The 14511-nt window shown below is 27.8% G+C and carries 12 protein-coding genes and 1 other annotated feature; of the genes, 3 read left to right on the top strand and 9 right to left on the bottom strand.

The features are described from left to right. Nucleotides 1-74: 74 nt before the first annotated feature. From ACYUET_RS14555 to purR, 4 genes are all read right to left on the bottom strand, one after another. A complete protein-coding gene (locus tag ACYUET_RS14555; RefSeq protein ID WP_460280788.1) occupies nucleotides 75-1034 on the bottom strand; it encodes a ribose-phosphate diphosphokinase in 960 nt (319 codons plus the stop codon). Nucleotides 1035-1081: 47 nt separating this feature from the next. Next, entirely contained in the window at nucleotides 1082-2449 is a 1368-nt protein-coding gene (glmU, locus tag ACYUET_RS14550) for a bifunctional UDP-N-acetylglucosamine diphosphorylase/glucosamine-1-phosphate N-acetyltransferase GlmU (RefSeq protein ID WP_460280786.1), read from the bottom strand. Nucleotides 2450-2661: 212 nt separating this feature from the next. Continuing rightward, nucleotides 2662-2937: a septation regulator SpoVG gene (gene spoVG, locus ACYUET_RS14545; RefSeq protein WP_460280784.1), complete on the bottom strand. Its 276-nt coding sequence runs from the start codon at nucleotides 2935-2937 to the stop codon at nucleotides 2662-2664. A 130-nt stretch (nucleotides 2938-3067) separates the two neighbouring features. Beyond that, nucleotides 3068-3883: a pur operon repressor gene (purR, locus tag ACYUET_RS14540; protein WP_460280782.1), complete on the bottom strand. Its 816-nt coding sequence runs from the start codon at nucleotides 3881-3883 to the stop codon at nucleotides 3068-3070. 291 nt (nucleotides 3884-4174) lie between these two features. On the opposite strand from purR, the gene murC reads away from it, so the two are divergent. After that, nucleotides 4175-5557, top strand: coding sequence for a UDP-N-acetylmuramate--L-alanine ligase (gene murC / locus ACYUET_RS14535; RefSeq protein ID WP_460280780.1), 1383 nt, complete (start codon nucleotides 4175-4177; stop codon nucleotides 5555-5557). A 125-nt stretch (nucleotides 5558-5682) separates the two neighbouring features. Here murC and ACYUET_RS14530 read toward each other — a convergent pair whose 3' ends face one another. Further along, entirely contained in the window at nucleotides 5683-6759 is a 1077-nt protein-coding gene (locus tag ACYUET_RS14530; protein WP_460280779.1) for a M24 family metallopeptidase, read from the bottom strand. Nucleotides 6760-7033: 274 nt separating this feature from the next. On the opposite strand from ACYUET_RS14530, the gene ACYUET_RS14525 reads away from it, so the two are divergent. Further along, nucleotides 7034-7732, top strand: coding sequence for a metallophosphoesterase family protein (locus ACYUET_RS14525; protein ID WP_460280777.1), 699 nt, complete (start codon nucleotides 7034-7036; stop codon nucleotides 7730-7732). A 109-nt stretch (nucleotides 7733-7841) separates the two neighbouring features. Further along, nucleotides 7842-8098: a binding site (T-box leader), on the top strand. A gap of 111 nt (nucleotides 8099-8209) precedes the next feature. Beyond that, nucleotides 8210-9604, top strand: coding sequence for an asparagine--tRNA ligase (gene asnS / locus ACYUET_RS14520; RefSeq protein WP_460280776.1), 1395 nt, complete (start codon nucleotides 8210-8212; stop codon nucleotides 9602-9604). Between the two features lie 68 nt (nucleotides 9605-9672). Here asnS and ACYUET_RS14515 read toward each other — a convergent pair whose 3' ends face one another. From ACYUET_RS14515 to ACYUET_RS14500, 4 genes are all read right to left on the bottom strand, one after another. Beyond that, the gene (locus tag ACYUET_RS14515) at nucleotides 9673-10533 is read right to left on the bottom strand and encodes a carbohydrate ABC transporter permease (protein WP_460280775.1); all 861 of its coding nucleotides are present in this window, start codon (nucleotides 10531-10533) and stop codon (nucleotides 9673-9675) included. Next, a complete protein-coding gene (locus ACYUET_RS14510; protein WP_460280773.1) occupies nucleotides 10533-11396 on the bottom strand; it encodes a carbohydrate ABC transporter permease in 864 nt (287 codons plus the stop codon). The genes ACYUET_RS14515 and ACYUET_RS14510 overlap by 1 nt, the downstream gene beginning before the upstream one ends. Before the next feature lie 22 nt (nucleotides 11397-11418). After that, nucleotides 11419-12660: an ABC transporter substrate-binding protein gene (locus ACYUET_RS14505; RefSeq protein WP_460280772.1), complete on the bottom strand. Its 1242-nt coding sequence runs from the start codon at nucleotides 12658-12660 to the stop codon at nucleotides 11419-11421. Between the two features lie 121 nt (nucleotides 12661-12781). Next, nucleotides 12782-14443 (bottom strand): glycoside hydrolase family 13 protein, encoded by a 1662-nt coding sequence (locus tag ACYUET_RS14500; RefSeq protein WP_460280770.1) that lies wholly within the window; start codon nucleotides 14441-14443, stop codon nucleotides 12782-12784. Between the last annotated feature and the right edge of the window lie 68 nt (nucleotides 14444-14511).

The raw sequence follows: 14511 nt of genomic DNA, 5'->3' as shown, positions 1-14511 counted from the left end.
TTAACTGATTTAATAAATCTAACAAACCTCCTATAGTAAAAACTATAGGAGGTTTATCATATATATACCTTTTATTAAACTTCAAATAATTTGCTTATTGGTTGGTCATCATAAATTCTTTTTATTGCCTCTGCAAATAATGGTGCAACTGATAATGATGTAATTTTAACCTTTTCCATTTCTTGATTTAATGGAATAGTATTTAACATTACTAATTCTTCAATTGCTGAATTATTTATTCTATCAAATGCAGGACCTGATAAAACTCCATGAGTACAACAAGCATAAACATTTTTAGCACCTAGTTCTTTAAGTGCATTTGCCGCATTTGTTATAGTTCCTGCTGTATCAATCATATCATCAATTAAAATACATCTTTTACCTTTAACTTCTCCAATAATATTCATAATTTCAGAAACATTTGCTTTAGGTCTTCTTTTATCTATGATTGCTATTGGTGCATGTAGATTATCCGCAAAATTTCTCGCTCTAGTTACACTTCCTAAATCTGGTGATACTACAACTACATCATCTTGTTCTGCCAATCCCTTAGAAATAAAATATTTTGCTAATATTGGTGCACCTAATAGATGGTCTACTGGAATATTAAAATAACCTTGAATTTGTGGAGCATGTAAATCCATTGTTAAAATTCTATGTGCTCCCGCTGCTGTTAACAAATCTGCAACTAATTTAGCAGTAATTGGATCTCTTGATTTGGCCTTTCTGTCTTGTCTTGCATATCCATAATATGGAATGACCGCTGTAATCCTGCCTGCTGATGCCCTTTTAAATGCATCAATCATAATCAATAATTCCATTAAGTTATTATTAACAGGTGAACTTGTAGATTGTACTATAAACACATCCGTACCTCTAACAGTTTCATTAATATCAACAGATATTTCTCCATCACTAAAAGTTGATACTTTAGACTTTCCAACCTGTACTCCTAATATATCAGCTATATCCTGCGCCAATCTTGGATGAGAATTTCCGGTAAAAATCTTTATGTTTTTTCCATGAGTTATCATACTTATGAAGACCTCCTTAAAGTTTTAACCTATTTATAATTAAAAATTTATTTCTTTAATCCTTTTTTATCTACCCAACCTTTAATATTTCTTTGTTTAGCTCTTGCTACAGCAAGATCCCCTTCTTTTACATCACTAGTAATAGTAGAACCCGCTGCAATATATGTATTATCTTCTACTTCTACTGGTGAAACTAAGTTAGTGTTACAACCAATAAAACTATGATCTCCAATAATAGTCTTATATTTATTTTTACCATCATAGTTTACAACTACTGTACCACATCCAAAATTACATCCTTTACCAACTTCAGCATCTCCTATATAAGTTAAATGAGATACTTTAGTTCCATCTCCAATAGTTGATTTCTTTATTTCAACAAAATCTCCTATTCTAGCCTTTTTACCAACCTTTGTTTCAGGTCTTAAATAAGCAAATGGACCTACAGTTGTATTATCTCCAATACTACTATCTAAAATTACAGAAGATTGGATATCTACTTCATTACCTATATTACTATCTTTTATTCTAGAATTTTGATAAATCATACAGTTACTTCCGATAACTGTGCAACCTTCTAATATATTATTAGGATAAATTATTGTATCCTTTCCTATTTCTACATCTATACCGATATAAGTTGCTTTAGGATCTATTAATGTTACACCATTTTCCATATGTTTAAGATTTATTCTATTTTTAAGTATTTCTTCTGCTTGAGCTAATTGAACTCTAGAATTTACACCTATTGTTTCTTCAAAATCAGTTACAAATGCTCCAATTGTTTTTCCTTGAGATTTTAGAATCTCTATAACGTCAGTAAGATAATACTCACCTTGTTTATTATTATTACTTAGTTTACCTAAAGACTCATATAATGATTCAATATCAAAACAGTATATTGCTGCATTCATTTCATTAACTTTTAATTCTTCTTCATTACAATCTTTATGCTCTACAATCTTTAAAACTTCATTTCCATCTCTAATGATTCTCCCATAACCTGTTGGGTCTTCAACTATAGAAGTCAAAATAGTAGCTGAATTATTATTTTCTATATGAGTTTCTAATAGGCTTTTAATAGTAGATTCCTTTATTAAAGGAGTATCTCCAGTAAAAACCGCTACTATACCTTTTTTACCTTTTAAAAATTCTGAGGCACATTGTACCGCATGACCTGTACCCAATTGTTCGGATTGAAGTGAATAATTTACATTCTTTATTTTTGTTCTTTCTTTTACAAGTTCAGCTCCATTTCCTACAATTACATTTACATCATCAATTCCTGCTTTTCTTATTGTATCTATTACATGGATAACCATTTCTTTACCACATACTTTATGTAATACTTTAGGTATCTCAGATTTTATTCTCTTTCCCTGTCCTGCAGCCAAAACTAAGGCACATTTATACATTAACATACCACCTCATTCAAATTATTTATTACTTTTAAATAATAATTTTCTAATTTTTTATTCATACTATGCGAATCGCACCTTAATTAATTATATTTGAAAGAACCTTTTATTTCAACCTATGTAAATGTTTAAAGGTTAATATAACCATATTTTTGAAAAAAAATAAAAGGAAGTATTTATTCTTCCTCTCATTTTTTAATAATCAAATTTTACCCTTCTAATCCTTGTTCTGAAACTGCTTTTTCATAAGCATTTAAAATTTCAGATTGAATCTTTTCTCTTGCTTCCATACTTATAGGATGAGCTATGTCTTTAAATTCTCCATTTGGTGTTTTTCTGCTAGGCATAGCTATAAATAAACCATTTTGGCCTTCTATAACTTTAATATCATGTACAACAAATTCATTATCAAAAGTAACAGAAACTATGCCTTTCATTTTTCCTTCTGAAGATATTTTTCTAACTCTAACGTCTGTGATTTGCATTTTAGTACACCTCCAGTTGCATTAAAAATACTTATATAGATAGTAAATTCTCCATAAATTTCTAAATTCCTTTTTTATATTTCATAAACTTTCAGAAAATTTATGAATATACTTTTCATATAAATATCTCTTATTCAAATGTCTTAGAGGGACTTACTTCCATTATAGATCCTTTATCAACAACTTTTAACTCTACTATAGAAACATATTCATCAACTAGCTTTTTATTAAATTCTTTATTATCTACCAATACTCCAATACCAACTAGTTCACTTTCAAATTCTCTTAATAATTCTTTAATTCCAAGTGCAGTTCCGCCAGCTTTCATAAAATCATCAATAAAAATACATTTGCTTTTTGACTTCATTGATTTCTTTGAAAGAGACATTTGTTGTAACCTACCACTGCTTCCAGAAACATAATTTATACTAACAGTAGTACCTTCTGTAACCTGACTATCTCTTCTTGCAATTACTAATTGTACGCCTAAATTTCTAGCTACTTCATAAGCTAAAGGTATCCCTTTAGTCTCAACAGTTATAACATAATCTACATTTGCTTCTTGAAAGCATGAAGATAACATCACTCCCGCTGTACTAATTATTTCAGGGTTATACATTAAATCTGTCATATATATTATATTACCTGGTATAACTCTACCATCATCTTTTAAAAGATTACATAGTTCTAGTGCAAATTCTCTTGCTTCATCTTCTCCTATCTTAGGAATGTATTTAATTCCACCAGCTACTCCAGAAATTGTTTCTATTTTTCCCATATTGAGTTTTTCTAATACTTCTCTTACTATAACTATATCTTCACTTAGTGTAGATTTTGCTGCATTCAGTAATTCTGAAAATTTATTTAATCCTACTATTTTGTTTGGATTTTCCATTAATATTTTAGTTATGGCAACTACCCTGTTATTTCTACTTAATTTTTCCAATAAAATCACCTACACACATTATTTTCCGAATTATTTTCAATTTAATCTATGTTAACATTCATATTTTATTCTAAATTTTCGTTAATAGCAATGCTTTTTGCTTATAAAACTGCTATATTATAAAAACTCTTCACATATATATAAAAATCACATAGAATATTTAAGTAATTATTTTTTTATGGTTCAATTTTAGAAAAATGTATATAATTATATAATAAGTGTCCATATTTTATTTAAGTTTATAAATCCTAAATAAAATATAATGAGATTAATAAAAAAGGGGTTGATATTTTGTCTTTCAATTTTATAGAAGATAAAGATAAAAAAGTACACTTTATAGGTATCGGTGGAATTAGTATGAGCGGTCTTGCTGCGGTATTATTAAATAGTGGCTTTAAAGTTTCTGGATCAGATTTCAAAGAATCAAAAATAACTAAAAAGTTAGCACTTTCAGGTGCTGAAATTTACATAGGACATGATAAGAATAATATAAAAGATGTTGATTTAGTAGTATACACAGCTGCTATCCCTGAAAGTAATCCTGAACTTATGTATGCTAAAGAAAAAAATATAGAGTTAATGGATAGAGCAGAATTTTTAGGAAATATAATGAAAGGCCATAAATACAATGTAGCTATTTCTGGTGCTCATGGGAAAACAACTTGTACTTCTATGGTATCTAATATCACACTAAAAGCAGACTTAGATCCAACAATATTAGTTGGTGGAGAACTGGATGCTATAGGTGGAAATTTTAGAATAGGTAATAGTGAATTTTTCATTACAGAAGCATGTGAATATAAACGTTCATTTTTGAAATTTTTCCCTTATGTTGGTGTAATTTTAAATATAGATGCAGACCACTTAGATTATTATAAAGATATAGATGAGATTACAGAAACTTTCTTACAATTCTCAAATCTTATCCCTAAAGATGGTTACCTAATTGGATATACTGGTGATTCAAGAGTAAAAGAAATTTTAAACAAAGCTAAATGTAACACATTAAGTTATGGATTTAAAGATGCTGATGTTATTCCTAAGAATATAATTTTTGATGAAAAAGGTTGTGCTTCTTTTGATATATACAAAAATGACACTAAACTGTTTAATGTAGCATTAAACAATCCAGGGGAGCATAATATATTAAATGCCCTTTCTTCAATTTGTGTATCACTTATATTTAAGGTTGATACTAAAGATATAATTGCTGGTTTATTAGAATGTAAGGGTGCTCATAAAAGATTTGAATACAAAGGGACTGTAGATGGAGTTACTATTATTGATGATTATGCACATCATCCTGTAGAAATAAAAGCAACTTTAAATACAGCTAAAAAAATCCCTCATAACAAAACTTTCTGTGTATTCCAACCTCACACATACACTAGAACTAAAACTTTGTTTAACGAATTTACAGATGCTTTCTTTGAGGCTGATGAAGTTGTATTAATGGATATTTATGCTGCCCGTGAAAAAGATACTGGGTTAGTGTCTTCTAATGAACTTGGTGATGCATTAAGAGCTAAAGGTGTAAAATGTACCAATGTACATTCACATGATGAAGCATTAAAATACGTAAAGGAAAATACTAAATCTAATGATTTACTTCTTACAGTTGGTGCTGGAGATGTTGTTATTGTTGGAGAAAAATTTCTTAATACATTAAAATAATCTAAAAGGACTATCTCAAAACATTCTTATGTATTTGAGATAGTCCTTTTTTTATCTACTATGTCTTAAACACATGAAATAAAATAGAAGAATATACTGGTCTATTATTTTTTGAATATACCTTATTAAATTACTATAATATCTTTTGTTACTGAATTTAATATTTCTGCTCCATCTTTAGTGACTAATACTAAGTCTTCTATTCTGACTCCTATATCATCCTTTAAATATATTCCTGGTTCAATTGAAAATATCATTCCAGCCTTTACTTCGTCATGATTTATTGAACTTACATCCCCTTTATCATGAGTTTCTAATCCTATGCTGTGTCCTGTTCTATGAGTAAAAAATTCACCATATCCTTTTGACTCTATATAACTTCTTGCTGCTGAATCTATTTCTGAAAATTTAACTCCATCTTTTACTTTTTTAATTGCATTTAAATTTGCTTGTTTAACTATTTCATATATTTCTTTTTTATGATCGTTTGGTTCCTCTCCAAAGAATACAGTTCTAGTCATATCAGAACAATAATGATTATATAATCCTCCTATATCTAAAACTACTGTATCACCTTTTTTAAGTTTCGTATCTCCACAATTACTATGAGGATCTGCTCCATTAGTATCAAAGGCTATTATAGGAGTAAAAGAAAAATCACTAGCTCCTTCTTGTTCATATATTTCAGCTAATAATCTTTGGGCATATTTTTCAGTCATTCCTTCCTTAAGTTCTGATTGAAGTTTTAACATAACTCTATCATTTATTTGTGATGATTTTCTCATAAGCTCAATTTCTTCAGCATCTTTAATCATCCTTAAACTATCTATTATTGGAGATGAGTTTACAAATCCTTTTACTACATTAAGTTCCATTAATCTTATTAAGAACTTTGCACTCCAATCTTTATCTATTCCTAAAGTTTTATCATTTTCTAATACTTTACTTAATACTTCAACAGAATCATCGCTATCTGTGTACCAAACAATATCTATTCCCAAATTATTTTCTACAGGGAAAAGCTTATTAACTATAAACTTATGATTTCCAGAAGAAGTTAAATAAAGCGCTACCATTCTTTCGCCTGCTTCTATCCATTTTCCAGTAAGATAATATATTGATGCTGGTGATGTAACAATAATTTGTGAAAGACCTTGTAATTCCATTTCTTTAATTACTTTTAGTACTCTACTGTTTTTCATTAAATTCTCTCCTAACTTAAGCATATAGATTAAAATAACAGTTAAAATATATATGAATTTTATTTTAACTATTATTTTTGAATATGCTTTATTTAAAATGCTTTATATATAAGTTCCTCATTATAATTTAGAATTAATATCATTTATAAATATTCTAAAATTTATACTAATGAATAAACTTTATTGGAACTTATATATTTTATTATATAACTTTACATATAAAAATAACATTAGATGCTATAATGTATGTAGATTAATATTAGGAGGACTACTTATGAAGATAGCAGTAATTTCAGATATTCATGGAAACATTTATTCACTTATTAGAGCATTACAAGACATTGATAATGAAAAAGTAGATACTATAATTTGTTTAGGAGATTTAGTAGGTTATGGTCCTAACCCAAATGAAGTAGTAGCAATGATTAAAAGACGAAATATTCTTTGTTTAAGAGGCAATTATGATACCTCAGTTGTTGATAATGAATATTCTTATATAAGAGAAACAGATATAAATAGTTTTTCTCTCCCTTGGACTTTTAATGAACTTAGAGAACAAAATAAATATTTTTTAAGTAATCTACCAACTTCAATATCTCTAGATATTGATAATAAAAAAGTTCTATTTGTTCATGGAAGTCCAAATAAGCTTAATGAATACTTATTTGAAGATGGTGAAAATACTGCGGATATAATGGGTTCTATAGAACAAGATATATTAGTTTGTGCTCATACTCACATTCCAACAATAAAAAAGTTTGGTAATAAAACTTACATAAATTGCGGTAGTATCGGTAAACCTAAAATAGGACGACCTAATCTTACTTATTGTATATTAGATATTACTAAAGAAAGTGAAGTTAAAGTACAAATTAAAGAATTGCCTTATGAATATAAAAAAATAGTTCAAGATATGACTATATTAAATTTCCCTTCAAGATTAATTCAAAGTTTTGAAAAAGGGATAGAATAAAATTTAGAAATATTCAATAATAAATCAACATAATAGTCTATTATTTTTGAATGTCCCTTATTGCATTTGTTAGATAAATACTGTAAAATTATACACAATATAATATTTAAAACATACTATGATGAGAAGAGTAAGTCTAGAACGTAGTCTTAGCGAATAAGGGATGGTGTAAGCCTTATACGAAGTCTATTCTGAAGAACATCTCTGAGTTTCTAACCGAAAGTTGTTAAATTAGTAGGCTTAGACGGATTTAACCCGTTAGAGATTATATAAAGCAAATATTTTGCTTTATACAAAGAGGTCATATGATAACTAAATCTTATGGCAATTTGGGTGGTACCACGAAACAATACTTTCGTCCCATTATATGGGATGGAAGTTTTTTTATATTTAAATTTATTTAAAATAAATTTAAATATTATAAGGTACATGAAAAAATTGAATGTGCCTAACTTAAATTATGGAGGTTAATTATAAATGAAAAATGTAGTTTTAATCAAAAAAATTTATAGAGAAACTGATCAATTTTTATCAAAAGAAATAACAGTCTCAGGATGGATAAGAACATTAAGAGCATCTAATGCTTTCGGATTTATTGAAATAAATGATGGTTCTTTCTTTAAAAACATTCAAGTAGTTTTTGATGATAAATTAGGAAACTTTAAAGAAATATCAAAATTACCTATAAGTTCTTCAATTTCAGTTGTAGGTACATTAGTTGCTACACCAGATGCAAAACAACCATTTGAAATTCAAGCTAAAGAAGTAATTATTGAAGGAATGTCAAATTCAGATTATCCACTTCAAAAGAAAAGACATACTTTTGAATATTTAAGATCAATTGCACATTTAAGACCAAGAAGTAATGCATTCTCTGCAACATTTAGAGTACGTTCAGTTGCAGCCTTTGCAATACATAAATTCTTCCAAGAACAAAACTTTGTTTACACTCATACTCCAATAATCACAGGTAGTGACTGTGAAGGTGCTGGAGAAATGTTTAGAGTAACTACTCTTGACCCTAAAGCTCCTGAATTAACTAAAGAAGGAGATATTGATTATACAAAAGACTTCTTTGGTAAAGAAACTAACCTTACTGTTTCTGGTCAATTAAATGCTGAATGTTTTGCATTAGCATTTAGAAATATATATACATTTGGACCTACATTCAGAGCTGAAAATTCTAATACTACAAGACATGCAGCTGAATTCTGGATGATAGAACCTGAAATAGCTTTTGCCGATTTACAAGATGATATGGAACTTGCAGAAGCAATGCTTAAATATGTTATAAAATATGTTATGGATGAATGTCCAGAAGAATTAGAATTCTTCAATTCATTTGTTGATAAAGGATTATTAGAAAGATTAAATCACGTTGTTTCATCAGACTTTGCTAAAGTTACTTATACAGAGGCTGTTGAAATCTTAGAAAAATGTGATAAAGAATTTGATTATCCTGTATCTTGGGGTATTGATTTACAAACTGAACATGAAAGATATCTTACTGAAGAACACTTTAAGAAACCACTATTTGTAACAGATTATCCTAAAGATATCAAAGCATTCTATATGAGAATGAATGATGATAATAAGACTGTTGCTGCAACTGACCTTTTAGTACCAGGTATCGGAGAAATCATTGGTGGTAGCCAAAGAGAAGAAAGATTAGATGTATTAGAAGCTAGAATGGCTGAATTAGGTCTTAAAAAAGAAGATTACTGGTGGTATTTAGAATTAAGAAAATATGGAGAAACTAAACATGCTGGATTTGGTTTAGGATTCGAAAGATTAATTATGTATATCACAGGTATGACAAACATAAGAGACGTAATACCATTCCCAAGAACTCCTGGAACATCTGAATTCTAGAAAAATTTATTATAAAAAAAGCCGAACTGTTATAATAGTTCGGCTTTTAATTTAACTTTATTTAATAATTATTTTATTGCACCTTTAGTAACACCATTAATAATACCTTTTTGAGCAAATAAGTAGAATACTAATATAGGTATTAAGGCTAATAAGTATGATGCAAATGCTAAGTTATAATCTGTTCCAAATTGTGATTGGAATATAAATTGAACTAATGGAATAGTAGCAAAATCAGGATTGCTTAATATTACAAGCGGTAACATAACATCATTCCAGCACCATAATGCTGTTAAAATTGCTACTGTTGCATGTATTGGCTTTAGCATTGGAAATATTATTTTATAAAATACTTGCCATGTACTAGCCCCATCCATTAATGCAGCTTCTTCTAATTCTATTGGGATAGATTTCAGAAATCCTACATATAAAAATACATTAGAAGATAGCCCGTATATTGTATATAAAACTATTAATCCCATTATATTATCCATTCTCCAAACACTAACTTGTTTTACAAGTGGTAACATTATAATAGGAAAAGGTACAAACATTGCACTTAAAAAATAATAATACATTGCTTTATATGATTTTTTATGCATATTTCTTGCTATTGCATATCCAACCATTGAATTTGTAATAAGTGTTAATATAACTGTTGTAACTGTAATGATTAAACTATTTTTCAAAGCATTAAAAAAGTTTGTCAGTTCTATAGCTTTAAAAAAGTTTTCAAAATGTAATATCTTAGGCATTGATAAAACACCATTCATCATATCTTGTGGTGACTTTAATGCAATAAGTATTGTTATTAATAATGGAAATAAAACTGTTAAAGTACCTAATATCATTAATATTGTTACAATCCAATTTGTCTTTTCGTCTTTACATCTATTATTTTTTTTAGATTTATTTGCTAATGTTAACATTATAATTGCATCTCCCTTCTCTCAAGGATTCTTAATTGTAGTACTGATATCACAACTATAACTATAAAATAAATTACTGAATTGGCTGATTGATATCCAAATTGGCTACCATCAAATCCAGCTTTATATATTAATACTGCTATAGATTCAGTTGAACCTGAAGGGCCTCCACCAGTAAGTGATATTATTTGATCAAATACATTTAAAAAGTTTTTCATAGCTAATACCATATTTATAGTAAAGAATGGTGCTAACAACGGAAACGTTATCTTTTTGAATTGAATCCATTTACTTGCTCCATCAATCGCACTTGCTTCATATACATCACTAGGTATTGTTTGAAGTCCTGATATATATATAATAGTATTGAATGCAATAGCTTGCCATGATGCAACAACAACAACCCCTATCCAAGCCAAATTAGGATTACCTAAAATACTTTTACTTAATACTTCACTTCCAATTGCTTGTCCTATATTTGTTAAAATAAAAGTAAAAATGTAATTAAAAATATATCCTACTATTAATCCACCTAAAATATTAGGTATAAAATATATTCCTCTTAATGTATTTTTAAATTTTATTTTAGAATTTAATCCTACTGCTAAAATTAGACTTATTATGTTTACCATAATAGTTGACACTAATGCAAATTTAAACGTAAACATATAAGAGTTAATTATTCTTTCATCAGTAAAGATTCCTAAATAATTTTTTAACCCAACAAATTTAAAAGTCCCAAAACCTCTCCAATTTGTAAAACTATACGAAATACCCTTTAATAACGGTAATGTATGGAAAATAAAAAATAGAATTACTGCTGGTATTGACATTAATAAAAAAACTCTTTTTTTCTCTTTCATGATATTCACCCCTATAAACTACTTATTGTACTGTTCTATTCCATCTATCATCTAAAGTATTTAATAGTTTATTAATATCTTTATCAAATAAATAGGCTTGTGCTAAATCAGCAACTTGCATTGATGATGGATAATGGTGATCTGGAAAGTCTTTAACCATTCCATTTTTAAAATATGGCTTTAAATCTTGTACTGTTTTATCTTCTTGATACATGTCTTTAATTGCTGGTATTGCAAATTGTTCTTTTGAATATTGAGCAACACTATCACTTCTAGTCATAAATTCTAAGAATTTCATTGCTGATTCTTTATGTTTTGAATCTTTTGGTACTGCAAATAATAAATCGATACCAGAAACAACATTATTTTTTGTTGGATCATTATTTGCTGGAAGTACAAACATACCTAAATTACTTTCTGGATTTATCTTTAAAATCTCTGGAATAACCCAGTTTCCTTGTATCATCATTGCAATATTTCCTTGAGCAAAAGCTACATTACCATCATTGTATCCGATTCCAAAGTTATCATTATGACCATAGTCTATTAACTTACTTATCTTTTCAGCTACTGGTTTATATTCTTCTTTAAATGTTACTTGATTATTTTTACGTTTATTAAAAAAATCATCTGATTCAGTATTAGCAGTTATAGCATTCCATGCTGGCATTGATGTCCATGCATCTTTAAGGGTAAAACAAAATGGTGTTATTCCTGATTGCTTTATTTTTTCTGCCGTATTTAAAAATTCATTCCATGTAGTAGGGATTTTTAAATTTAGTTTTTCAAAAATATCTTTATTATAAACTACTCCACCTGCATTACATGCATAAGGTATTCCACATAAAGTATTATTAGGTTCAAACTCTAAACTTTTTAAAACATTAATATATGCTGGTTGAACTCTATCTATAATTTGCTTTTGATTTGATAAATCTTCTAAAATACCAGCATCTACAAAATCTCCATAGTTCATTTCACCAGCTATTGTTAATATATCAGGAACATCATTTTTAACTAATCGAGTTTTTAATACAGTTATTGCTTGTGCTGGTGAACTAATTACTATATCAATATCTGGATTTTCTTCTTCAAATTTAGCCTCTAAATTTTTAAATGTTCCTATAGCTTCTGCTTTACTTAAAAAAACTTCTACTTTTTCCCTTCCATCTGCACTATTCGCATCTTTTTTAGTACATCCAACAAATGATATTGATAATAAACAAATTGTTAAACAGGTAATAAGAATTTTTTTATATTTCATTATTTCACTATTTTTTATAAGTTTTTATTATAAAAAATAGTTTTCACCTCCTATTATTTAAAATCTTTACTTAAACTATAATTTATTTTAGGAATCGATTCCGAAATAAGTTATATGTTTATTAAATAAGATATACTCTACATTCATAAGGTCTCAAATTAAAGTTTTCCAAAGTTATTTCATTACAATTATCATAATTAGATATTAAAAGTTCTTTATAATTTGATTGGATATTATTTGGAAGTTTAAATTTAATATTATCTTGTGAAAAATTACATATAACTAATAATTTTTCTTTTTCGAATGTTCTTACATATGAATAAATTTCTTCACTATCTTCTAATATTAATTCATAATTTCCATAAACAACTGTTTTATTATTTTTTCGTATTTGTATCAATTTTCTATAATAATTAAAAATAGAATCTCTATCTTTCAGTTGGCTTTTTACATTTATATCTTTGTAATTTGAATTAACTTTTAACCAAGGCTTTCCTGTTGTAAATCCTGCATTATCAGTATCATCCCATTGCATTGGTGTTCTAGCATTATCTCTTCCTCTATCATATATTCCTTCCATCATTTCATGATGTGGTCTTCCTTTTTTAATAACCAAGTCATTATATGCATTTTTAATTTCTATATCTTTATAATCATCTAAACTTTCAAATTTTACATTAGTCATTCCAATTTCTTCACCTTGATAAATATAAGGAGTTCCTTTCATCATATGAAGACATGTAGCTAACATTTTAGCAGATTCCCTCCAGTACTTCTTATCATCACCAAATCTTGAAACAACTCTTGGCTGATCATGATTATTCCAATAAAGGCTATTCCAACCCTCTTTATCTAAGCCATTTTGCCATTTAGATAATATTGTTTTTAAATCTGTTAATTTAAATGAATGCTTATGCCACTTTCCATACTCTCCATTTCCTAAATCAGTGTGTTCAAATTGAAAAACCATATTAAGCTCATTTCTCTCTTCTCCTGTATATAATTTAGCTTCTTCAACACTTACCCCAGGCATTTCACCAACAGTTATTAAATCTTTATCTTTTAAAATATTTTTGTTCATTTCTTGTAAAAACTCATGTATTCTAGGTCCATTCATTGAATATTTACTAAAATCCCCATTTTCTCCATCAGGAAATTCTTGATCTTTAGAAATAAAATTAATAACATCCATTCTAAATCCATCTATTCCTTTATCTAACCACCATTGCATCATAGAATAAATTTCATTTCTCAGATCTTTATTTTCCCAATTTAAATCTGGTTGCTTTTTAGAAAATAAATGTAAATAATACATATCTGTAGTTTCATCGTATTGCCATGCTGATCCACTAAAACAAGAGACCCAATTATTTGGTGGTTGTCCATTTTCACCTTTTTTCCATACATAATAATCTCTATATTTATTGTTTTCTGATTTTCTACTTTCTATAAACCATTTATGTTCATCTGATGTATGATTGACAACTAAATCCATCATTATTTTAATTTCTTTTTGATGAGCGGCTTTAAGTAATTCGTCAAAATCATTCATAGTACCAAACTCTGTCATTATGTCTTTATAATCACTTATATCATATCCATTATCATCATTAGGTGATTTATATACAGGAGATAGCCAAATTACATCTATACCTAATTCTTTTAGATAATCTAACTTCTCTATAATTCCTCTTATATCTCCGATACCATCCCCATTACTATCCTTAAAGCTTCTTGGATAAATTTGATACACTATACTTTCTTTCCACCAATTTTTTTTCATAAAATCGTCTCCTTTTGCTTAAAATAGATAAATTATGTATTAGGTTAACCGTTTACGTAAAACTGAAA

It is taken from the genome of Clostridium sp. CTA-5, assembly GCF_054768135.1.
Note: the sequence above shows the minus strand (reverse complement) of the source record. Positions and strands in the feature narration are given on the sequence as shown.

Bases quoted from the DNA above. Each gene is read 5' to 3' on its own strand.
- spoVG (WP_460280784.1), bottom strand. From the start codon at position 2,937: ATGCAAATCACAGACGTTAGAGTTAGAAAAATATCTTCAGAAGGAAAA.
- ACYUET_RS14505 (WP_460280772.1), bottom strand. From the start codon at position 12,660: ATGAAATATAAAAAAATTCTTATTACCTGTTTAACAATTTGTTTATTA.
- ACYUET_RS14555 (WP_460280788.1), bottom strand. From the start codon at position 1,034: ATGATAACTCATGGAAAAAACATAAAGATTTTTACCGGAAATTCTCAT.
- ACYUET_RS14530 (WP_460280779.1), bottom strand. From the start codon at position 6,759: ATGAAAAACAGTAGAGTACTAAAAGTAATTAAAGAAATGGAATTACAA.
- ACYUET_RS14515 (WP_460280775.1), bottom strand. From the start codon at position 10,533: ATGTTAACATTAGCAAATAAATCTAAAAAAAATAATAGATGTAAAGAC.
- glmU (WP_460280786.1), bottom strand. From the start codon at position 2,449: ATGTATAAATGTGCCTTAGTTTTGGCTGCAGGACAGGGAAAGAGAATA.
- ACYUET_RS14510 (WP_460280773.1), bottom strand. From the start codon at position 11,396: ATGAAAGAGAAAAAAAGAGTTTTTTTATTAATGTCAATACCAGCAGTA.
- ACYUET_RS14525 (WP_460280777.1), top strand. From the start codon at position 7,034: ATGAAGATAGCAGTAATTTCAGATATTCATGGAAACATTTATTCACTT.
- asnS (WP_460280776.1), top strand. From the start codon at position 8,210: ATGAAAAATGTAGTTTTAATCAAAAAAATTTATAGAGAAACTGATCAA.
- ACYUET_RS14500 (WP_460280770.1), bottom strand. From the start codon at position 14,443: ATGAAAAAAAATTGGTGGAAAGAAAGTATAGTGTATCAAATTTATCCA.